The sequence below is a fragment of the Nocardioides sp. WS12 genome (genome assembly GCF_014108865.1).
Lineage (GTDB): Bacteria > Actinomycetota > Actinomycetes > Propionibacteriales > Nocardioidaceae > Nocardioides.
In genome coordinates this window covers 77,058-98,638 of sequence record NZ_CP053928.1, presented here as the reverse complement: position 1 = coordinate 98,638, position 21,581 = coordinate 77,058, and the positions used below count along the sequence as shown (strand labels likewise).

14 protein-coding genes are annotated in these 21,581 nt (G+C 69.8%); 12 read left to right on the top strand and 2 right to left on the bottom strand.

What is annotated here, in order from left to right; all coding sequences use genetic code 11:
- Positions 1 to 7 precede the first annotated feature (7 nt).
- From HRC28_RS00440 to HRC28_RS00405, 8 genes are all read left to right on the top strand, one after another.
- On the top strand, positions 8 to 910 hold the full coding sequence (locus HRC28_RS00440; protein WP_182378132.1) for an ABC transporter permease: 903 nt from the start codon (positions 8 to 10) through the stop codon (positions 908 to 910).
- Positions 886 to 1,677, top strand: a complete 792-nt coding sequence (locus tag HRC28_RS00435; RefSeq protein ID WP_182378131.1) for an ABC transporter ATP-binding protein — start codon at positions 886 to 888, stop codon at positions 1,675 to 1,677. The genes HRC28_RS00440 and HRC28_RS00435 overlap by 25 nt, the downstream gene beginning before the upstream one ends.
- Positions 1,674 to 3,041 (top strand): LLM class flavin-dependent oxidoreductase, encoded by a 1,368-nt coding sequence (locus HRC28_RS00430; RefSeq protein ID WP_182378130.1) that lies wholly within the window; start codon positions 1,674 to 1,676, stop codon positions 3,039 to 3,041. The genes HRC28_RS00435 and HRC28_RS00430 overlap by 4 nt, the downstream gene beginning before the upstream one ends.
- Positions 3,041 to 4,408, top strand: coding sequence for an LLM class flavin-dependent oxidoreductase (locus HRC28_RS00425; protein WP_182378129.1), 1,368 nt, complete (start codon positions 3,041 to 3,043; stop codon positions 4,406 to 4,408). Before HRC28_RS00430 ends, HRC28_RS00425 begins: the two co-directional genes overlap by 1 nt.
- Positions 4,405 to 8,214, top strand: a complete 3,810-nt coding sequence (locus HRC28_RS00420) for an ABC transporter ATP-binding protein (RefSeq protein WP_182378128.1) — start codon at positions 4,405 to 4,407, stop codon at positions 8,212 to 8,214. Before HRC28_RS00425 ends, HRC28_RS00420 begins: the two co-directional genes overlap by 4 nt.
- A 53-nt stretch (positions 8,215 to 8,267) precedes the next feature.
- Positions 8,268 to 9,308 carry an aldo/keto reductase gene (locus HRC28_RS00415; protein WP_346010500.1) on the top strand — a complete coding sequence of 347 codons (1,041 nt, stop codon included), beginning with the start codon at positions 8,268 to 8,270 and terminating at the stop codon, positions 9,306 to 9,308.
- 120 nt (positions 9,309 to 9,428) lie between these two features.
- The gene (locus tag HRC28_RS00410; protein ID WP_182378126.1) at positions 9,429 to 11,297 is read left to right on the top strand and encodes an acyltransferase family protein; all 1,869 of its coding nucleotides are present in this window, start codon (positions 9,429 to 9,431) and stop codon (positions 11,295 to 11,297) included.
- A gap of 69 nt (positions 11,298 to 11,366) precedes the next feature.
- The gene (locus tag HRC28_RS00405; RefSeq protein WP_182378125.1) at positions 11,367 to 12,059 is read left to right on the top strand and encodes an NAD-dependent deacylase; all 693 of its coding nucleotides are present in this window, start codon (positions 11,367 to 11,369) and stop codon (positions 12,057 to 12,059) included.
- A 14-nt stretch (positions 12,060 to 12,073) separates the two neighbouring features.
- Here the strand turns inward: HRC28_RS00405 and HRC28_RS00400 are convergent, their stop codons facing one another.
- On the bottom strand, positions 12,074 to 12,838 hold the full coding sequence (locus HRC28_RS00400; RefSeq protein ID WP_182378124.1) for a WHG domain-containing protein: 765 nt from the start codon (positions 12,836 to 12,838) through the stop codon (positions 12,074 to 12,076).
- Between the two features lie 128 nt (positions 12,839 to 12,966).
- Here HRC28_RS00400 and HRC28_RS00395 point away from each other — a divergent pair, with 128 nt between their 5' ends.
- Together HRC28_RS00395 and HRC28_RS00390 are read left to right on the top strand one after the other, a co-directional pair.
- Complete coding sequence (locus HRC28_RS00395) at positions 12,967 to 15,141, top strand: MMPL family transporter (protein ID WP_182378123.1); 2,175 nt, start codon at positions 12,967 to 12,969, stop codon at positions 15,139 to 15,141.
- A 44-nt stretch (positions 15,142 to 15,185) separates the two neighbouring features.
- Positions 15,186 to 15,824 (top strand): response regulator transcription factor, encoded by a 639-nt coding sequence (locus HRC28_RS00390; protein WP_182378122.1) that lies wholly within the window; start codon positions 15,186 to 15,188, stop codon positions 15,822 to 15,824.
- Here the strand turns inward: HRC28_RS00390 and HRC28_RS00385 are convergent.
- Positions 15,787 to 17,961 (bottom strand): ATP-binding protein, encoded by a 2,175-nt coding sequence (locus tag HRC28_RS00385; RefSeq protein ID WP_182378121.1) that lies wholly within the window; start codon positions 17,959 to 17,961, stop codon positions 15,787 to 15,789. The genes HRC28_RS00390 and HRC28_RS00385 overlap by 38 nt on opposite strands.
- A gap of 281 nt (positions 17,962 to 18,242) precedes the next feature.
- Between HRC28_RS00385 and HRC28_RS00380 the strand changes: the two genes are divergently transcribed.
- Together HRC28_RS00380 and HRC28_RS00375 are read left to right on the top strand one after the other, a co-directional pair.
- Entirely contained in the window at positions 18,243 to 20,099 is a 1,857-nt protein-coding gene (locus tag HRC28_RS00380; RefSeq protein ID WP_182378120.1) for a serine/threonine-protein kinase, read from the top strand.
- Positions 20,100 to 21,554 (top strand): MFS transporter, encoded by a 1,455-nt coding sequence (locus tag HRC28_RS00375; protein ID WP_182378119.1) that lies wholly within the window; start codon positions 20,100 to 20,102, stop codon positions 21,552 to 21,554.
- Positions 21,555 to 21,581: the final 27 nt, after the last annotated feature.

Here is a 21,581-nt window from a genome sequence, read left to right as displayed (position 1 = left end):
GTGACCCATGACTGACACGATTCTTGCCCGTCACCCGCGGTCCGCCGAGGTCGTCACGCCGGCCCGGCAGACCCGCACGCACCGCGCGGCCGCCACCGAACACGACCTCGTCCAGGTCAAGGACCGCGCCCGCAAGGCCCGGCTGGGTCGCAAGCGGTCCATCCCCGGCGCCCGGCTGCTGGGTCCGCTGCTGATCATCGTGGTCTGGCAGTTGGCGGCCTCTGGTGGTCTCCTCGATCCGCGGCTGCTCACCGGCCCGGACGTCGCCGCGCGAACCGGCTGGACGCTGATCGAGAACGGCCGGCTGCAGGAGAACGTCCTCGCGTCCTTGCACCGGGCGATGCTCGGTCTGGCGCTCGGCGTCAGCGCGGGCGTCGTCCTCGCCATCGTCGGCGGCCTGACCCGCATCGGTGAGGCGTTCGTCGACGGCACGCTGCAGGTCAAGCGCGCGATCCCCAACCTGGCGCTGATTCCGCTGCTCATCCTGTGGCTGGGCATCGGCGAGGAGTTCAAGGTCGCGGTGGTTGCGCTCGGCGTCCTCATCCCGATCTACATCAACACCTACGGCGCCCTGGTCAGCATCGACAACCGGTACGTCGAACTCGCCGAGACGCTGCGGCTGACCAAGCTGCAGTACATCCGCAAGGTGCTGATCCCCGGCGCCCTGCCCGGGTTCTTCCTCGGGTTCCGGCTCGCCGTGGTCGGTTCGTGGATGGCGTTGATCGTCGTGGAGACGATCAACGCGACCTCCGGAGTCGGCTACATGATGGCCCAGGCGCAGCTCTATGCGCAGTCCGACATCATCCTGGTCGGCCTCGTCGTCTACGGCATCTTCGGCTTCACGTCCGACTCCCTCGTCCGCCTTCTCGAGAGGAGGGTGCTGTCGTGGCGACGTACCCTGGCCAGCTGACCCATCCCACGCTCCCGACGGACACCGATGTGGCCGTCCGGGCCACCGATCTCGTCCGTTCCTTCGGTGAGCGCACCATCCTCGACAGCATCGACCTCACCATCAACCGGGGCGAGTTCGTCGCCTTGATCGGCCGCAGCGGGTCGGGCAAGTCCACGCTGTTGCGGGCGGTTGCCGGCCTCGACTACGACGTCGCCGGCTCCGGTGAGCTCTGGGCTCCGCAGCGGGTCTCCCTGGTCTTCCAGGACTCCAGACTCCTGCCCTGGCTGCGAATTCTCGACAACGTGGTCCTCGGTCAGCGCGGTGCAGCGCGCCAGCGCGGGCGTGAGGTGCTGGCCGAGGTCGGCCTCGCCGGTCGCGAGAAGGCCTGGCCGCACGAGCTGTCCGGTGGCGAGCAGCAGCGTGCTGCGCTGGCCCGTTCGCTGGTCAGCGAGCCGCAACTCCTGCTGGCCGACGAGCCGTTCGGTGCCCTCGACGCACTGACCCGGATCAAGATGCACGGGCTGCTGCGCGACCTGTTGAGCCGGCACGACCCCGCCGTCCTTCTCGTCACCCACGACGTCGACGAGGCCATCCACCTGGCCGATCGCGTCCTCGTGATTGACGAAGGCCGCTTCACGCTCGACCTCCGGATCGACCTCCCCGAGGGCCATCCGCCGAGCCACCCGGGCTTCCAGGCCTACCGCTCCCAGTTGCTGGCCGCCCTCGGCGTCATCGAGGACCTTCCGGCCACTGCATCCGAATCCAGCCAGGAGAACCACGCATGACCGCCACGAACCGCGAGGGCCAGCCCCGCAAGCACCTGCACCTGAACGCGTTCATCATGGACGTCGGCCACCACGAGGCGGCCTGGCGGCTGCCCGAGTCCGACCCCTACGCCATCTGGGACGTCGAGTACTACAAGAACGTCGCCCGGATTGCCGAGCGCGGCAAGCTCGACTCGATCTTCTTCGCCGACAGCCCGGTGCAGGGCAACGACCCGGCACGCCGGCCTCCGGGAAAGCTCGAGCCGACCGTGCTGCTGACCGCCATCGCCGGTGCAACCGAGCACATCGGCCTGATCGCGACGGCCTCGACGTCGTACAACGAGCCGTTCAACCTGGCGCGGCGGTTCGCCTCCGTCGACATCGCGTCCGGCGGCCGCGTCGGGTGGAATATCGTCACCACCGCTGGTGCCGAGGCCGCGCGGAACTTCGGTCTCGACGACGTACCGCTGCACAAGGACCGCTACGACCGCGCAGACGAGTTCGTCGACGTGGTCACGAAGCTGTGGGACAGCTGGGACGACCACGCCACCATCGCCGACAAGGAAGGTGCCGTCCACACCCGCAAGGACAAGGTCCGGGCGATCAACCACCGTGGCCGGTTCTTCCGAGTCGACGGTCCGCTCAACTCGCCGCGGCCGCCGCAGGGCTGGCCGCTCCTGGTGCAGGCCGGGTCGAGCGAGGACGGCAAGGAACTCGCCGCCACCTGGGCGGAGGCGGTCTTCACGGCGCAGCAGACCCTGGAGGACTCGCAGGCCTTCTACGCCGACCTCAAGCAGCGCACCGCCGGACACGGCCGCAGTCCCGACAGCATCAAGATCCTGCCCGGCATCGTCCCGGTCATCGGGGACACCGAGGCCGAGGCCCGCGAACTCGAGGACCAGCTGGAACGGCTGATCAACCCCGAGCACCAGAAGCGCAACCTGGCCAAGCGCTTCAACATCGACCCGGAACTCCTCGAACTCGACAAGCCCCTGCCGCTCGACCTCCTCCCGATGGAGGACGAGATCGAGACCGCGAAGAGTCGGTACACCCTCATCGTGGACCTCGCCCGCCGCGACAACCTGACGCTGCGCCAGCTGATCGCCCGCCTCGGCGGCGGTCGCGGGCACCGCACCTTCACCGGGACCCCGGTCCAGGTGGCCGACACCATCCAGCACTACTTCGAGAACGGTGCGGCCGACGGGTTCAACATCATGCCCGCCGTGCTGCCCTCCGGCCTCGAGGTGTTCGTCGACAAGGTGGTGCCGATCCTCCAGGAGCGTGGCCTGTTCCGCACCGAGTACGAAGGCAGCACGCTGCGCGACCGGTACGGCCTCGAGCGGCCCGCCAACCGGGTCCACCAGGTGTCCGAGGAGAGCGCCTGATGAGCAAGGGCGAAACCTACGGCTCGCAGCGCCAACTGCACTTCAACCTGTTCATCCACGACACCGGACACCACGAGGCATCGTGGCGGCTGCCGGAGTCCGACCCCCACGCGAACCTGGACCTGGCCTACTTCCAGAACCTCGCGCGGATCGCGGAGGACGCGAAGTTCGACTCGCTCTTCCTCGCGGACGGCCCGGTGCTGTTCGGCGACCCCGGGCGGCGTCCGTCCGGTCGGCTCGAACCGACGGTGCTGCTGACGGCGCTCGGTGTCAGCACCAGCCGGATCGGTCTGATCGCGACCGCCTCGACGTCGTACAACGAGCCCTACAACCTGGCCCGGCGTTTCGCCTCGGTCGACCACCTCTCGGGTGGTCGAGCGGGCTGGAACATCGTGACCACCGCTGGTGACGCGGCGGCCCGCAACTTCGGGTTGGAGGGGCAGCCGCTGCACAAGGATCGGTATGCGCGGGCGGCCGAGTTCCTGGAGGTGTCCACCAAGCTCTGGGACTCCTGGGCCGACGACGCGATCGTCGCCGACAAGGAGCGCGGCGTGCACGCCGAGGCCGAGAAGGTCCGGGCGATCGGTCACCGCGGCCGGTACTTCGAGGTCGAGGGTGCGCTCAACGTGCCGCGCAGCCCGCAGGGCTACCCGCTGCTCGTCCAGGCCGGCTCCAGTGAGGACGGCAAGGACTTCGCGGCCCGCTGGGCCGAGGCGGTCTTCACCGCGCAACCGACGATCGAGGAGGGCCAGGCCTTCTATGCCGACGTGAAGAAGCGGGCGGTCGACTTCGGGCGAGACCCCGACCACGTCAAGATCCTGCCGGGCATCGTCCCCGTCATCGGATCGACCGACCGCGAGGCCCGCGAGCTCGAGGAGGAGTTGGACCGGCTGATCGCGCCGGAGTACGCCCGCAAGCAGCTCGCCACCCTGCTTCGCGTCGAACCCGAGCAGCTGGCGTTCGACCAGCAGTTGCCTGCCGACCTCCCGCCGGAGGACGAGATCGAGGGCTCGAAGAGCCGTTACACGCTGATCGTCGAGCTCGCTCGCCGCGAGCAGCTGACGGTGCGCCAGTTGATCGGCCGCCTGGGTGGTGGCCGCGGCCACCGCACCTTCACCGGTACGCCGGCCCGGGTGGCCGACACGATCGAGCACTGGTTCAAGAGCGGCGCGGCCGACGGCTTCAACATCATGCCGGCGGTGCTGCCCTCGGGCCTCGAGGTGTTCGTCGCGGAGGTGGTCCCGATCCTTCAGGAGCGTGGGCTCTTCCGGACCGACTACACCGGTACGACGCTGCGGGAGCACTACGGACTGCCGCGACCGTCGAACCAGTTCCTGACCGCCGGCATCGCGGAGGCCGCCTCGTGACAGCGGTTCCGCCCGCGCAGGATGAGAACGCCTGGCTCCGCCGGCTCGTGGGTTACTGCCTGCGTCACCGGCGGGCCGTGGTGTTGGCGTACGGCGCTGCGCTCGTCGCCGCGGTGGCGGCAGCGGCCCTGCCGCTGTTGCTGCGCCACGTCGTCGACCGGGTGTCGCTGCCCGACTCGCTCGTTCTCGCGCCCTGGATCGCCCTGCTGGCCGGCGTCGGAGCGATCCGCTTCGGTGCCAGCTACCTGCGGCGGATCAGTTCGGGCAAGGTGTCGCTCGGCGTCCAGTACGACCTGCGCAATGACGTCCTGTCCTCCCTGCTGCGCCTGGGTGGACGGAGTCAGGACGACCTGCACACCGGCGAGGTGGTGTCGCGATCGATCTCGGACGTGACGCTGCTCCAGCAACTGCTGCAGTTCCTGCCGAACATGGTCGGGAACCTGCTGCTCTTCATCGTCTCGCTGGTCGTGATGGCCTTCCTCAGCCCGCTGCTGACGATCGTCGCGCTCCTCGTCGGACCCGCGCTGTGGATCATCGCGCTCGCCAGCCGACGCGACCTGTTCCCGGCGAACTGGCACGCCCAGCAGGAGGCGGCCTCCGTCGCCTCCGGCGTCGAGGCCGCGGTGACCGGCGTCCGCGTCGTGAAGGGCTTCGGCCAGGAACAGCGTGAACTCGAGGACCTCGAGGACCGCGCGCGCAGGTTGTTCTCCTCACGGGTGCGCGTGGCGCGGCTGACCAGCCGCTACAACCCAGCCCTGCAGGCGGTGCCCGCGCTCGGCCAGGTCGGTGTGCTCGCGCTCGGTGGCTGGCTGGCCCTGCGCGGCGACATCACGCTCGGCACCTTCGTCGCCTTCACCGCCTACCTCGGCTCGTTCGTCACGCCCGTGCGTCAGGTCGCCACCCTGCTCACCGTCTGGCAACAGGCGCGGGCCGGTGTGGTGCGGGTCTTCGAACTCATCGACGCCGACCCGGGGATCCTCGATGCCCCGGACGCTCGCGCCGTCCCGGAGGGACCGATCGCGCTCGAATGGCGCGGCGTCACCTTCGGCCACGGCGACAACGTCCTGCTCGACGACTTCTCGCTGCGCGTGGAACCGGGGGAGACCGTCGCCATCGTCGGCTCCGCCGGATCGGGCAAGTCGACCGCAGCCTCGTTGCTGCCGCGGTTCTACGACCCGACCGCCGGAACGGTCCTCGTCGGGGACACCGACATCCGTGGCCTCCAACTGGCCTCGTTGCGGTCGGCCATCGGTTTCGTCTTCGAGGAGAGCCACCTGCTCTCCGACACCGTGCGCGCCAACATCGCGTACGGCGACCCGGACGCCTCGTTCGAAGCAGTGCAGGCCGCGGCGCGGATCGCCCAGGCGGACGAGTTCATCGGACGGCTCCCCAAGGGCTACGACTCGGTGATCGGCGAACAGGGGCTGACCCTCTCGGGTGGACAGCGCCAGCGGATCGCCCTCGCCCGGGCGATCCTGCGGGACCCGGCGGTGCTCGTCCTGGATGACGCCACGTCGGCGATCGATGCCCAGGTCGAGGCGGCCATTCACGAGGGGCTGCACGCCACCATCGGGGGCGCCACGGCACGGACCACGCTGATCATCGCGCACCGGGCTTCCACGCTGGATCTGGCCGACCGCATCGTCGTACTCGAACACGGGCGGATCGTCGACAGCGGCACTGCTGCCGAACTCGAGGAGCGCAACGCCCACTTCCGGTCGCTGCTCTCCAGCGAGGAACAGCCCGATGAGGTCGGCCTCGATGCCAAGGTCGCGGCCGAACCGCACCGTCCGCGTGGAGTCACCGACCACCTGTGGCGCCCTCGTCAGGACACCCATCCGAACGCCGAGGTCGGTGCGCGGGTTGCTGCTGCCTATGCGACGGCGGCCGCGACCTCCGGTCCGGGACGTGCGCAGGCACCCGGCGGCGGGATCCTCGGGTCGGCTCCGCCGACCGCCGAGATGATCGCCCAACTCGAGGCCCTGCCCGTGGTCGACGCCGACCCGGACATCCCCGACGAGCAGGCCCGCGCTGCGGATCGGGACTTCGGGCTCCGGTCGCTGATCGGCCCATTGCGACGCCCGTTGATCCTGGGTCTGCTGCTCGTCGCCGTCGACGCGCTCGCCCAGATCGCGGTCCCCGTGCTCGTCCGGCACGGGGTCGACGACGGTGTCGCAACCGGATCGCTGGGAGCGCTCCTCGTCATCGCCGCGCTCGCGGGCGCGGTCGTCGTGGGCAACTGGGGCGTCAACGTCGCGCAGGTCCGGGTCACCGGACGCACCGGCGAACGCCTGCTCTACACGTTGCGGGTCAAGACCTACGCGCAGTTGCAGCGCCTCGGACTCGACTACTACGAGCGCGAGCTCGGCGGCCGGATCATGACCCGGATGACCACGGACGTGGACGCTCTCTCGAGCTTCCTGCAGACCGGACTGGTCACGTTCGTCGTCAGCATCCTGACCATCCTCGGCGTGCTCGTCGCGCTGCTGGTGATCGACGCCGGGCTGGCCGTGGTGTTGCTCGCGGTGCTCCCGATCCTCGTGCTGTCGACGGCCCTGTTCCGGGCACGGTCGGTGCCGGCGTACCTCGACGCCCGCGAGCGGGTGTCGGCCGTCAACGCCTACCTGCAGGAGAACGTCAGCCTGATCCGGGTCACCCAGGCGTTCGGCCGCGAGGCCCACAACGAGGAGCAGTTCGCCCGGCTGGCCTGGGCGTTCCGGGACTCCCGGCTCCATGCCCAGCGGCTGATGGCGATCTTCTTCCCGTTCGTCGAGTTCCTCGGAACGCTCTCCACCGCGGCAGTGCTGGTGATCGGCGCGAAGCAGGTCCAGGCGGGCGAGCTCAGCGCCGGAACGCTGATCGCGTTCCTGCTGTACGTCGAGCTCTTCTTCGCTCCCGTCCAGCAGCTCTCCCAGGTCTTCGACGGCTACCAGCAGGCCGTCGTCGGCATGGCCCGGCTCCGCACCCTGATGCGTACGGACACCGGCACGCCCCAGGCAGTCGACGCCCTTCCGGTCCGGGAGTTGCGGGGCGAGATCGAGTTCGCCGACGTCGGATTCGCCTACGGTGCGGGCGATCGGGATGTCCTGGACGGGATCTCGTTGCGGATCCCCGCCGGGGAGACCGTTGCTCTCGTGGGCACCACCGGCGCCGGGAAGTCGACGGTCCTCAAGCTGCTCGCCCGGTTCTACGACCCCACCAGGGGTTCGGTGCGGATCGACGGGCACGACCTGCGTTCGCTCGACCTGGCCGGCTTCCGGGCACGGCTCGGTGTCGTCCCGCAGGAGGCGTATCTGTTCAGCGGGACGGTGCGCGACGCCATTGCCTACGGGCGGCCTGACGCCACCGACGCGGAGGTCGAAGCCGCCTCCCGGGCCGTGGGTGCGCACGAGATGGTGGCTGGTCTGGCGCACGGCTATCGCACCGAGGTCGGCGAGCGCGGACGCTCGTTGTCGGCCGGGCAACGGCAGTTGCTCGCGCTGGCGCGCGCTGAACTGGTCGACCCCGACATCCTGCTGCTCGACGAGGCGACTGCCTCGCTGGACCTGGCGACCGAGCGGCGCGTGACGGCCGCCACCGAGGCGCTCACCCGTCGTCGTACGACGTTGGTGGTGGCGCACCGGCTCACGACCGCCGCTCGGGCGGACCGAGTCGTCGTGATGAGCAACGGCGGCATTGCCGAGGTCGGCACCCACGACGAGCTGCTCGGTGTCGACGGCACCTATCGCCGCCTGTGGGACGCGTTCACCTCGACCGGCAACGCGGCCAGCATCGATGACCTCGCTGACAGCACCGTCCGTTCCTGATGAAAACCAGGCCTGAAAGACCAGGCCTGAGAACCAAGAGAGAAGGAAGTCCTGTGACCATCCCCTACCGCGCCTTCGGGCGCACCGGCGTCAAGGTCAGCTCGCTGGCCCTCGGCACGATGATGTTCGGCGAGCGCGGCAACCGCGACCACGACGACAGCATCCGGGTGATTCACCGCGCGCTCGACGCCGGCATCAACCTGGTCGACACCGCCGACGTCTACAGCCAGGGCGAGTCCGAGGAGATCGTCGGCAAGGCGCTCGTCGGCCGTCGTGACGACGTCGTCCTCGCGACCAAGTTCCACGGCCAGATCGGCACGGAGGTGAACCAGTTCGGCAACTCGCGGCGCTGGATCATCCGCGCGGTCGAGAACAGCCTGCGCCGGCTCCAGACCGACCACATCGACCTCTACCAGGTGCACCGCCCCGAGGACGACACCGACATCGACGAGACCCTCGGCGCACTGTCCGACCTCGTCCACCAGGGCAAGATCCGGTACGTCGGAACGTCGACCTTCAAGCCATCCCAGATCGTCGAGTCGCAGTGGGTCGCGGAGAAGCGCGGTCGCGAGCGTCCGGTGAGCGAGCAGCCGCCGTACTCCCTGCTGGCGCGTGGCGTGGAGCGGGAAGTGCTGCCCGTGGCGGAGAAGTACGACCTCGCCGTCATCCCGTGGAGCCCGCTCGCGGGTGGATGGCTGACCGGCAAGTACCGCCTCGACGGCGGGCAGCCGGAGTCGAGTCGTGCCGGCCGCCAGCCGGGTCGCTTCGAGATCGACAATCCCGACAACCGGGCCAAGCTGGAAGCCGTCGAGGCCCTGACCGTGCTGGCCGATCAGGCCGGGATCCCGCTCATCCACCTGGCCCTGGCGTTCGTGCTCGAACACCCGGCGATCACGTCGGCGATCATCGGTCCGCGCACCCTCGAGCAGCTCGAGGGACAGTTGGGCGCGGCCGAAGTGCGGCTGAGCCGCGACATCCTCGACGAGATCGACAAGATCGTGCCGCCCGGCTCGAACCTCTCCAGCCGCGACGCGGGGTACTCCTCGCCCGCGCTCGACGACTCCTCCCTGCGCCGCCGCAACCCGGCGGGCTGACAGCGAGGACGGTCGTGGACCCGGAGGACAGGCCGGGTCCACGACCAGTTGGGTGTGATCCACCGAACCGCCGCACCAGTGCTGGATCCTGGCCGTTGGGAACGTAGGCTCGCGCCTGTCATGAGAGCGGACTCGACGCCCGACACCGGGGCCAGGGAGCGCAACCACCTCCTCGATGCCCTGCGGGGGATCGCGGTTGCCGGGGTTGTCGGCTATCACATCTGGCCGGGCGCCTTGCCGGGCGGATTCCTCGGCGTCGACGTCTTCTTCGTGATCTCGGGCTACCTGATCACCGTGGGGCTGTCGGCCGACCTCGGGGCGTCACGCGCGCGGACGTTCCAGCGGTTCTGGATCCGCCGGGCCCGCCGGATCCTGCCGGCCCTGTTCGTGATGATGACGGTCACCTGTGCTGCTGCGGGCGTCCTCGGCGCGATGAGCGCGGTGCGCCTGCGGGAGCAGGTGGTCAGCGGACTCACCTTCACGACCAACTGGCACCAGATCAGCACCGGAGAATCCTATTTCGCCAGCCTGAACCCGCCGATCTTCCAGCACCTGTGGTCCCTGGCCATCGAGGAGCAGTTCTACCTGCTCTGGCCACTGCTCCTGCTGGTGCTGGTGCGGCTGGTCCGTTCAGACCGTCACCGCTGGATGGTGGTGGCGGCCCTGGCCGTGGCGAGCATCGTCGCGATGGCCGTCGGATACTCGGGCGCGGCCGACCCGAGCCGTCTGTACTTCGGGACCGACACCCACGGCTTCTCCCTGATGCTCGGTGCACTGACTGCCCTCGTGCGTGTCCCCGTCGCGCAGTTCGCGTCGATCCAGCTCACGTCGATCCAGCTCCTGTCGATCCAGCACCCGTCGAACCGGTTCACGGTCAGTCGGCCAGCGGCGGTGAAGTCGTCGGTCGCCCTGGCACTTGCGGCGCTGCTGGTCGCCTTCGCGTCGATGAGCGACACGGGCGCCTTCGCCTACCGCGGCGGCATCGCGGCCATTGCTGCGGTGACCGGCTTGCTGATCGTCGTGCTGGAGACCGTGGACCACCAGCGGGTGGCGAGGGCCCTTCCGCTGGCACCCCTCGTGTGGCTCGGCGAACGCAGCTACGGGCTCTACCTGTGGCACTGGCCGGTCGTCGTACTCGTCGCCGAGCGTTGGGCGGCGACCTCGGGCTCGGGTCTGGCGATGCGCGGCCTGGTGATCCTGGCGATCTCCCTGCTTCTCGCCAGCCTGAGCTGGAAGTACGTCGAGAAGCCGTTCCTGCGCGGGATCCGGCTGGCCTGGCCGGAGCGTCCCGATCGGTGGTTGGTGCCGGCGATGATGGTCACGGTCGTCATGGCGATCGGCCTCCACGCGGTGGTGGACTCGCCCAGCAAGACCGTCGCGGAGCACAGCATCGAGGCTGGCGAGGAGGCCATTCTCCTCAGCCAACAGGCGGAGGTGGCCAGCAACGACCCCGGCAACGACCCCGGCCCCGTGCCTGGCAGCCAGGTGCCGGCACCGGTCAAGGACGTCCCCCTGGGGCAACAGATCACCCTGTTCGGCGACTCGGTCGCGGTCGCCAGCGCGCCCGCCCTGGTCAAGGACATGGCCGGGATCGCGATTCGGGCCAAGGTGGGTGCTCAGGTCTGGGACGTCGTGGACCAGGTGAAGCGTCTGCGCAAGGCAGGCCGGCTGCGCAAGTACGTCGTGATCGCGCTCGGTGCCAATGGCGCCGCTCCGCGTGGCACCTTCCCCAGCATCGTCAATGCTGCTGGCCCGGGCCACCGCTTCGTCTTCGTCACTGCGCATGCGCCGCGGTCGTGGGTGCGGCCGTACAACCAGAGCGTCCGTGCCTTCGTGGCCGCCCACCCCGGGTGTGCCCTGGCGGACTGGCGTTCGGCGTCGCGTCGGGTCTCTGACCTCTCCGACGGCATTCACCCAGGACCGCGGGGCGGGGGAATCTACGCCGCGGTGATCCGTCAGGCCGTGCGGAACCTCGCTGCTCAACCCTGAGGTGGCGCTGGCCGGGGCATCCGCGGACGGGTGACGACGGTCACCGCGTAGACGGGTAGCCTCCCGTGCGTGCCCCAGATCGTCGTCCTCACCGGTGCCGGGATCTCCGCCGAGAGCGGAGTGCCGACGTTCCGTGACGCCGACGGGCTCTGGGAGGGCCACCGGGTCGAGGACGTGGCGACGCCCGAAGGCTTCGAAGCCGACCGGGCCACCGTCCAGCGTTTCTACGACGACCGGCGGGCGTCGCTCACGAGCGTCGACCCCAATCCCGCGCACGTCGCGCTGGCCGAGCTCGAGGCCTCGGTCGGTGACGCGCTGCTCGTCGTCACGCAGAACATCGACAACCTGCACGAGCGTGCCGGCTCCCGCAACGTGATCCACATGCATGGAGAACTGCTCAAGGCGCTCTGCCGTGCGTGTCAGGTGGTGTCGCCCTGGGAAGGCACGCTGCTCGACGAGCCCGCGTGTCCGGGCTGCGGTGCGCACGACCTGCGTCCGGACGTCGTCTGGTTCGGCGAGATGCCCTACGAGATGGACCGGATCACCGACGCCCTCGCCGAGGCCACGCACTTCGTGTCGATCGGCACCTCGGGTGCGGTCTATCCCGCCGCCGGCTTCGTCCAGCACGCCCGACGCCACGGAGCGCACACGCTCGAGCTGAACCTCGACCCGAGCGAGGGCAGCCACTTCTTCCACGAATCGCGCCAGGGTCGCGCCGGAGACCTCGTCCCGGTGTGGGTGCGCGAGATGCTCTGGTCCTGACCGGTCCGAACCGGTCAGCGCGCGGTGGCGAGTTCCTCGTCGAGGATCTTCGTCAGCCGGTCGCGCTCGGCGTCGAGCCCGAGGGGCTCGAGCCAGTCGAGCACCGTGGCGCGGAACAGCTGACCGGACGCGATGACCCGGGGGTCGCAGTGACCGGTCGACTCGAGCGTGACGACGCCGTACAGCGCTGACCACGCGCGCATGTAGATCCACATCAGGCCGCGGTCCTCGATCGGGATGTGCTCGGTCTTCGCGGGGATCAGTGGGTCGAGCACGGCTTCGCGAACGGCCGGATCGAGGTCGTCCAGGGCCGGGAACGGGAACTGGTAGAGCTCCCAGACCTGCCAGATCAGGTCGGTGAAGAAGTGGCCGGACGTGGAGACGGTCAATAGTTCGCGGCGGTCGGTGTCACCTGCGGCGATGGGGTTGGCGAAGATGAGCGCGAACTGGCGCGGCTTGCTCAGCGCCCAGTTCCGGAAGCACGCGCAACCGGCCGTGAGGCGCGCTGCCGGGTCGTCGGCGGGGTAGCGCTCGGTCGCCTCGGACCACTCGGCGGTGGCGGACTTGTCGAGCTCGAACGCGACCAGGTCGATGAGTTCCTGGTAGTTCGCGACGTACCGGTAGAGCGCCGGGGCGGTCAGGCCCATCTTCGTTGCCACGGCGCGCAGCGACAGGTCGGCGCCCTCGTCCAGGAGTTCCTCGGCGGCGGCCACGATCTCGTCGTACGTCGCCTCGCGTTGGCGTTCACGGCGCGTGACGGGGACGCGGATGTGCGGCACGGGGCTCCTCGAGAGGTGGGGCGTCGAACACTTGACGAGATTAGTTTACACCGTTTACCGTGAATGGTGTTAACGAAACTGACTGGCTGTCACAGAAGGTTTCCCGGGCGTGGTGCGAAGGAGTCGGAATGATCGAGCGATGGGGCGCCCTGGTCGTACGGCGCGCGGTGGTGATCCTGCTGGTCGGACTCGGCATCACGGCGGCGGCCGCGATCGCGGGCATCGGGCTCGAGGACAAGCTCGGCGCCGGCGGCTTCGACGACCCGTCCACTGAGTCCTACAAGGAGCTCGAGCTCGAGCGGGAGACCTTCGGCAACCGGTCGATCGACACCGTCGTGATCTTCTCCAGCGACGACGAAGAGGTGACCGACGCGGCCTTCCAGGCCGAGGTCGAGCGCACCATGGCCGCTGTCCCCGACGGCGTCGTCGTGTCCGACCTGACCTGGTACGACACACAGGACCCGGGCATGCTCAGCAAGGACGGCCACGCGACCGCTGTCTACGTGTCACTGGCCGGTGAGACCCAGAACGACTTCATCGACTCCTTCGAGGAGCTGCGCCCGAGCGTTGAGAAGAGCTCACTGGACACCGCCTTCGCAGGCTCGTACGCGGTCTACGCCGACGTCAACGAGGAGACGAAGAAGGATCTCCTGATGGCGGAGATCGTCTCGATGCCCATCGTGCTGATCCTCTCCCTCATCATCTTCCGCAGCGTGATCGCTGCCCTCATGCCGGTCCTGGTGGGCCTCGCTGCGGTCCTCGGCGCCCGGGCAACGATGGCCGGCCTGAACGAGTTCGTCGAGGTCTCGATCTTCGCGCCCAACATCATCACCCTGCTCGGGCTCGGACTCGCGATCGACTACGCCCTCTTCATCGTGTCCCGCTTCCGTGAGGAGATAGCGCGTACGCCCGACGACACCCGTCGTGCACTGATCCGCACCATGGCAACGGCGGGACGCACGGTCACCTTCTCCGCGCTGACCGTTGCAGCCGCCATGAGCTCGTTGCTGGTCTTTCCGCAGACCTTCCTCAAGTCCATCGGGTACGGCGGTATCGCGGCCGTGCTGATCGCGCTGCTGGCCGCGCTGACGCTCCTGCCGGCCACCCTCGCGCTGCTCGGCACCCGCATCGACTCGTGGCGGATCCCGTTCCTCCAGCGGTCCACCCCGGTGGAGAGCGACCACGGCGCGTGGGCGCGCCTGGCTCGGGCCGTGATGCGCCGTCCGGTGCTGATCGGTACGACCGTCGTCATCCTTCTCCTGGTCGTGGCCTCGCCGTTCCTCGGCGTGAAGTGGGGCAGCGTCGACTACCGGGTGCTCCCGGCCGACACCCCCTCCCACCTGGCGTCCGAGCGTCTCAACGACGAGTTCCTCTCCGAGCGGTCCAACGCCGCAGTGCTGGTCACCGGTGCCGACGAGGCCGCCCTCGCGGCGTACACGAGTGCACTCAACAAGGTCGACGGCGTCGTCGACGTGCAGCCGGTCGCCGCCGAGGGCGACGCGACCCTGCTGCGTGCGACATGGGAGGGCAACAGCCAGACCGAGGCGTCCCAGCAGGTCGTGCGTGACCTGCGCGAGGTGGCCAGCCCGGCCGGCTCTGAGGCCCTCGTCGGCGGTCTGACCGCCGAGACGGTGGACCTCGCCGAGTCGGTGGGTGACCACCTGCCGCTCATGGGCGCCATCGTCATCGGCGTCATGCTCCTACTGCTCTTCCTGGCCTTCGGCTCGGTGGTGCTGCCGATCAAGGCAGTGCTGATGAACGCCCTGTCGATCACCGCTTCCTTCGGTGTGGTGACCTGGATCTTCAGTGACGGACACCTGTCGGGGCTGCTCGGCTTCGAGCCGCAGGGCTTCCTCGACCTGACCAACCCGATCGTGATGCTGGCCGTGCTGTTCGGCCTGTCGATGGACTACGAGGTGTTCCTGCTCTCGCGGGTCCGCGAGCAGTGGGACGCGACCGGCGACAACGACCTCGCCGTGGAGACCGGCGTGCAGAAGACGGGCCGGATCATCACGAGCGCCGCACTGTTGCTCGCGGTCGTGATCGGTGCCTTCAGCCTCAGTGGCGTGGTGTTCATGAAGATGCTGGGCATCGGCATGCTGGTGGCGATCCTCGTCGACGCCACCGTCGTACGGGCCCTGCTGGTCCCGGCGACGATGAAACTGCTCGGTCGCTGGAACTGGTGGGCGCCCGCGCCGATGGCCCGCTGGTGGAAGCGCTACGGCTTCCGTGAGGGGTACGACGACCTCCCGCACCCCGACGGCGGAACCGCTGCTGCCGACAAGGAACCTGTAGGGGTCTGACCGTTTTGGCACGGAGCACCGGGGGTGCTCGACATACTGGCGTGGTGTCTGCAGTGATCAGGGTCGGAGCGATCGACAACCACCCGGTGGTGCTCGCCGGTGTGGGTGCCGCGCTCGCGAAGCATGCTCCCGACATGGCGCTCGTCTCGATCGCCGGTTCGGTGGACGAACTCCTCGAGAACACCCCCGAGGGGCTCGACGTGGTTCTCCTGGACCTGCACATCCCCGGCCAGCCGGTCGCCGAGGAGTCGGTGGCCGCCCTCGTGGCCCGCAACATCGTGGTCCTGCTGTTCACCGCCGAGGAGCGGCCGATGCCCGTGCGCCGGGCCATCCAGGCCGGCGCAGCGGGGCTGGTGCTCAAGGTGGACCCGATCCAGACCATCGCCCAGGCCATCCGCGACGGCGTCGCCGGCGAGCTCGCGTGCTCGGGCCAGCTCGCGGCGATGTTGCTGACCGACGACGGCCTCGGGGCTCGCCTGTCCCAGCGACAGATCGAGATCCTCCGGGCGGTGAGCACCGGCCTGCCGTACCGGCTGGTGGCCCGCGACCTCGGGATCAGTGAGGTGACGGTGCGCGAGCACCTGTTCCGTGCAGCCCGGGCCTACCGCTCCGGCGGTGTCGACCCGGGCAACGTGCACGGCCTGATCAGTCGCGCACGAGCCGACGGCCACCTCGACGAATGACCGACGCGAGGTCCGGTGGTCCCGTGAGGACCATGGCCTCCGGTTCGGCTCGCGCCTGCCAGGAAATGGGCAGCGAGCGCGTGACCCGGGCTGCGGCATCGATGCCGAGGCCGGGCACCACGACGACCGATGATTCGTCGACGTTGCCGGAGATCGTGACCTGAACGGCGTGGGTGCCGACCAGTGCGCGCAGGGCTGAGGCCAGGGTGCGGGTCGCGGCGGGGTATTCGGTCATCCGGTTCTCGACCTGGGCGCCGGCGGCCCGCAGCGCCGTGAGCTCGGCGCGCAGGTCGGCGTGCTCCGCCCCGGGCAGGTAGAGGCAGTCCCGCGCCGCGTGCGCCAACAGCGCGGCCCGCGTCGACTCGGAAGTGGTCAACTGGCCCAGCGCGCCGCGGAGCAGGATTTCCTGCACGGGCGCGAGGAAGTTCCCGAGCAGGCGCTCGAGGGCGACCCGGCGATCGGATGCCTGTGCGACGGCCCGGTTCGTCACCATGTTTCCGGCGCGGCGGCAGACCGACACGATCAGTCCGACGAACAGGGCGTTGAGCGGCTGCACGAACAGCAGGTGGGCGAGGTCGCTGGCGGGCCGGTCCAGTTGCAGGGCGACTCCGGTGATCACGAGGGCGTTCGGCACCAGGACCAGCAGGGTCGTCCGCAGCGACACGACCCAGGCGACCGCGAGCGCCGGCAGCGCGCTGAACTCGATCAGCCACGACTGCGCGCCACCGAGACCCGCGGAAGGAAGCACGGGCAGGGCGGCGGCGAGTACCGCGGGCGGGATCATTGCCGCCAGGAAGAGGTGCGCCGGCGTGAGCGGTCCGCGGGTCATCGCCATGGTGAGGAGCACGACCAGCGCAGCGATGGCGGTGGCGCCCAGGTAGGACTCCGGTTGCAGCGGGTTGTCCAGGGTCAGCAGTGCCGCGGTCGCGAGGTACCCGACGGCCAGCACCACGCAGGCCTGCAGGGCCACCCGGCCCGGGTCGCGGACCACCGCGCGGATCACCCGATCGTGGTCGGGCGACATCCCGAACAGGCGCGCGAACCGGCGGTAGCGCCACATCAGGGACACCGTGGTTCCCGAACCGGGAACACTGTCCACACGCGTCGTGCCACCCACCGCCGACACCCGGCCGGCGACAGCGACGCGCAGGCCGACTCCGTGCTCGGCAATGAACCCCTCGCCCTGGTCGGCGACCTCGATGCGGATCGAGCCGAGTCGTCGTACGACGGTGACCAGCACGCGGCGTTGTCCGCTGTGCCGGGCCACATTGCGCAGCGCCTCGGTCGCCGCGCCCAGGAGCGCGTCCTGTACGACGTCCGGCAGTCGTTGCCGCCGCCCCCGCACCACGATCTGGGCGTCGAGCTGCTCGCGTCCGGCCGCCGTACGGATGTCCGCAACGAGGTCGCCGAGCCCCTGCTCGCCGGCCGGGACCTCGATCTCCTCCAGCGCGATCGCCGCGGCGGACCACGTGTCCGGGTCCCCGGGCAACCCGGCGACCGCCAGCAGGGTCGGGATCAGTTCGTCGTGGAGGAACGAGGTCGCCTCCACCTCCGCCGATGACATCCGCTCGGCCTCGACGACCCGACGGGTGGCGAGCGTCCGTTCGGCGCGCACCGAGGCGCCCCGCATCTGCGAGACCAGGAACAGGGCACCGAACACCGTGCCACCGATGAGCGCCGCCTCCTGCAGCCCGTACAGGAGGCCGTCCTCGCCCCCGGTCACCCAGCGCAGCGTGACGAAGAGCGCGGCGATCAGTGCCATCGACACCACCGGGCCGCGGCGACGGGCTGCGATCACCATCAGCATCGGCTCGGCCAGATGGATGATCGGGGAGTCTGCCGAGCCGGACAAGGGCACCGAATCGCGGTGCATCAACGATCCGGCGACCATGGCGATCGTGCACAGCACGACGTCCACCGAGGACGCGCGCCCGCGGAGACAGTTGATCGCGGCGAGACCGACCGAGCAGACCAGTACCGCCGCGAACGTCAGGTCCTCGCCGTCGTACGACGGCCGCAGGGCGAACTGGCCGGCCCAGACGACGGTCTTCACCACGATGACCAGCCCGATGGCCAGATGCAGGCCACGTTCCACGGACGCGGCGAAGGAACGTCCTTCGGACCGCCCGCGCCTCATGGCCGGATGCTAGGCCCATCGGAGGGGCTCCGACTCGCGATTCAGACCCTGTCCACGGAATCGCGGGTATCGGCGCGGTGTGGGAGGCGAGACAATTCCCACGGGTCGCACCGTGGGGGAGCGGCCCAAGCAATACGGGCGTGCCGCGCTCCCTGACCACACCGTCGGTGGTTCTGGGGACAACCCTGGGGGGATTTCCAGAACAAGTCGGAGCGCGGCACTCACCGCCGCGTCACGCCCGCGTCATGTTCTGGGCACGGCCGTCAGGTAGAACAGACGCTGTGTCCTCCACCTCCGGCTCCGGTCCTGGCTCCGGCGACCCGGTTGCCGGGTCGCGCATCGGGCGCTTCCGGATCCTCGAGCAACTGGGGCAGGGCGGGATGGGCGTGGTCTACCGCGCCATGGAGGAGAACCTCGGTCGCGAAGTCGCACTGAAGGTCATCGCGCCGCTCTTCGCGCACGACCCGGAGTTCCGCGAACGCTTCACGCGCGAGGCGCGCTCCCAGGCGTCCCTGGAGTCGGCGCACGTCGTGGCGGTCTACGCCCACGGCGAGGAGGACGGCTACCTCTACATCGCGAGCCAACTCATCCCGGGCGGCGACCTCGGGCACCTGATCCGCACCCACGGGACGCCCAGTCTCGTCGAGGCGCTCGAGATCATCGAACAGGTCACCAGCGGCCTCTCCGACGCCCACGACGCAGGCCTCGTGCACCGTGACATCAAGCCCGGCAACGTGCTGGTCCGGCGTCGACCCGGTTCGGTGCGGGCCTATCTCGCCGACTTCGGCATCGCCCGCAAGATGGGTGCCGACGCCACCCGGTTCAGCGCCACGGCCGTGGGCACCCCGTCCTACATGGCCCCCGAGCTCCACGGCGGCGCCAAGGCCAGCGCCTCCACCGACATCTACGCGCTGGGCTGCCTGCTCTGGGTCGCCCTGACCGGGACCCCGCCCTTCCAGGGCACCTCCGAGTACCAGCTCGTCGCCGCCCACGTGAGCCACCCCGTGCCGCAGCTCTCCGGCGACAGCCCGATGGTCAACGCCACCAACCGGATCCTGCGCACCGCCATGGCCAAGGACGCCGCCGACCGCTACCAGGCGGCCAGTGAGATGAGCGCCGACCTGCACGCCGCGCTCCGGCTCCCCGTCACCCCGGGTGCCGCGGTGCCCGAGACCAAGGGCAGTACGGCGATGCGGCCGATCCGGCCCACGCCGACGCCGACTCCCACGCCGACACCCACGCCGACACCCACGCCGACTCCGGCGCCGACGACTCCGCCGCGCACCGAGCGGCCGGTGCCGGTGACCGCCTACGTACCCGTCGCCGCGAATCCGCCGCCGCCGGCGTTCCTTGCTGCCACGCCCACCGGACGTCGTACTTCTTCGAAGAAGTGGTGGGTACTGGGCGGGGCAGCCGCGGCGGTTGCGCTCGGCACCGGCATCGGCGCGGCCCTGATCACCGGCGGTGACGGCGGGGACGATCCGTCGCCCACCGAAGCGTCGTTCCTCGCGCTCGAACCGAAGGAGATCCTGCGGGCCTCGGAGAGGGACATGGTCGTCCTCGAGAGCGCGCGGATCCGCGGCCAGTTCGACGATGACGGCTCGTCCGTCGAGGTGGACGTGACGGCGACCAGTCGTGGCGACTGCAAGGGCACGATGACCGAGACGTCGTCGGGCGGCGTGGCCGAGATCCTGCGCGTGGGCGAGAACCTCTACCTTCGCGCCGACGAGAAGTTCTGGAACTCGGCGAGTGGCGACGGTACGGCGGCCCTGGTGCTGCCCGTCATCGGCGACCGCTGGGTGCTCGAGAACAGCCTGCTCGAGACGACCGACGCGTTCTGCGACCTCGACGAGTTCCTGGAGCGCGACGGCCGCGAGGGGGCGACCCAGACCTCCCTCGGCGAGGAGAAGGTCGGTGACGACGATGCCGTCAAGATCGAGCAGGCCGAGGGCGAGGAGCGCGAGGTGCTCTACGTCCGGCTCGCCGAACCGCACTACCTGCTGCGGATCGAGGAGAGCGACGTCGACTTCTTCGAGTTCTCCGACTTCGACAAGGAAGCCGAGATCAAGGCGCCAGCGGCGAGCGACGTCTTCGACCTCCAGGCCTTCCTCGACAAGGCCGAAGAGAGCCTCAACTAGATGACCGCGTCCCGCGCCAGCGTGGGGCTGCGCAGCCAGCGGGGTCCAATCCTCGGCGCGGTGATGCTGAGCACCGCGCTGGTCGCGATCGACACCACGATCCTGGCCACCGCCGTACCCGCCATCGTCGAGGACCTCGGCGGCTTCACGCAGTTCCCGTGGCTGTTCTCGGCGTACCTCCTCGCGCAGGCCGTCACCACGCCGATCTACGGCAAACTGGCCGACGTCTTCGGCCGCAAGCCGCTGATGCTGTTCGGCATCGGGCTGTTCGTCCTCGGCTCGGTGCTGTGCGCCCTGTCGTGGAGCATGACGGCGCTCATCGTGTTCCGCGGGATCCAGGGGCTCGGCGCCGGCGCGATCCAACCGGCCGCCGTCACGATCATGGGCGACATCTACTCCGTCGCCGAGCGCGCCATCGCGCAGGGCTACGTGGCGGGCGTGTGGGCGATGTCGGCCGTGGTCGGCCCGACCCTGGGCGGCCTGCTCTCCGAGCACGCGTCGTGGCGCTGGATCTTCTGGGTCAACGTCCCGCTCGGTGCGCTGGCGGCCATCGTGCTCTACCGCCGCTTCGACGAACCGGCCCGCGAACCGGGGGCGGAGCGGCGATCCATCGACGTCGGGGGCGCCGTCCTGCTGGCCGGCGCTGCGCTCCTGTTGCTGCTCGGCCTGCTCGAGGGCGGCCTCCGCTGGCCCTGGTGGTCGCCGGCCGGCGTGGGCATCTTCGTCGCATCCGCCGTCCTCCTCGCCGCTTTCGTCGCGGTCGAACGGCGGGTGCCCGACCCGGTGCTGCCCCTGTGGGTGTTCAGCAACCGCGTCCTGAATGCCGCGACCATCGGCGCCTTCGTGGTCGGCATGGTGATGCTCGGCGTGACGTCGTACGTCCCGGTCTATGCCCAACGCGTCCTGGGCGCCGGCGCGGTCGTGGCCGGTCTCGCCGTCGCGGCGCTCGCCATCGGCTGGCCGATCGCTGCGAGTACCGCGGGCCGGGTCTACCTGCGCTGGGGCTACCGGCCGTGCCTGCTCGCCGGGGCCGCGTTCGGTCTCGTGGGCACCAGCATCGTCGCCAGCGTCGGCCCGGGCAGTCCCGTGGGGGTCCTCGCGCTCGGCTGCCTGATCCTCGGCCTGGGCCTCGGGTACGTCGCCAGCCCCAGCATCATCGCGGCCCAGTCGGCCGTCCGGTGGCGCGATCGTGGCGTGGCCACGGGCGCCAACGTGTTCGCCCGGTCGGTCGGCAGCGCCGTGGGTGTCGCCGCCTTCGGTGCCGTCGCGAACGGCGTGGTGGCCGCCAGGCTCGGCGGAGGCCACCACGCCGGCGACGTCGACCTCGATGCCCTGCCGATCAGCATCCTCGACCCGGCCCTGCACACGGTCTTCGTCGTTGTGGCGTTCACGTCGATCGCCCTGGTGGTGGCCGGACTGGTGATGCCGTCGCGCGTCTCGGCGGTGGAGGAGTAGCCCAACCGGATGGCCCGAATGTTGTGC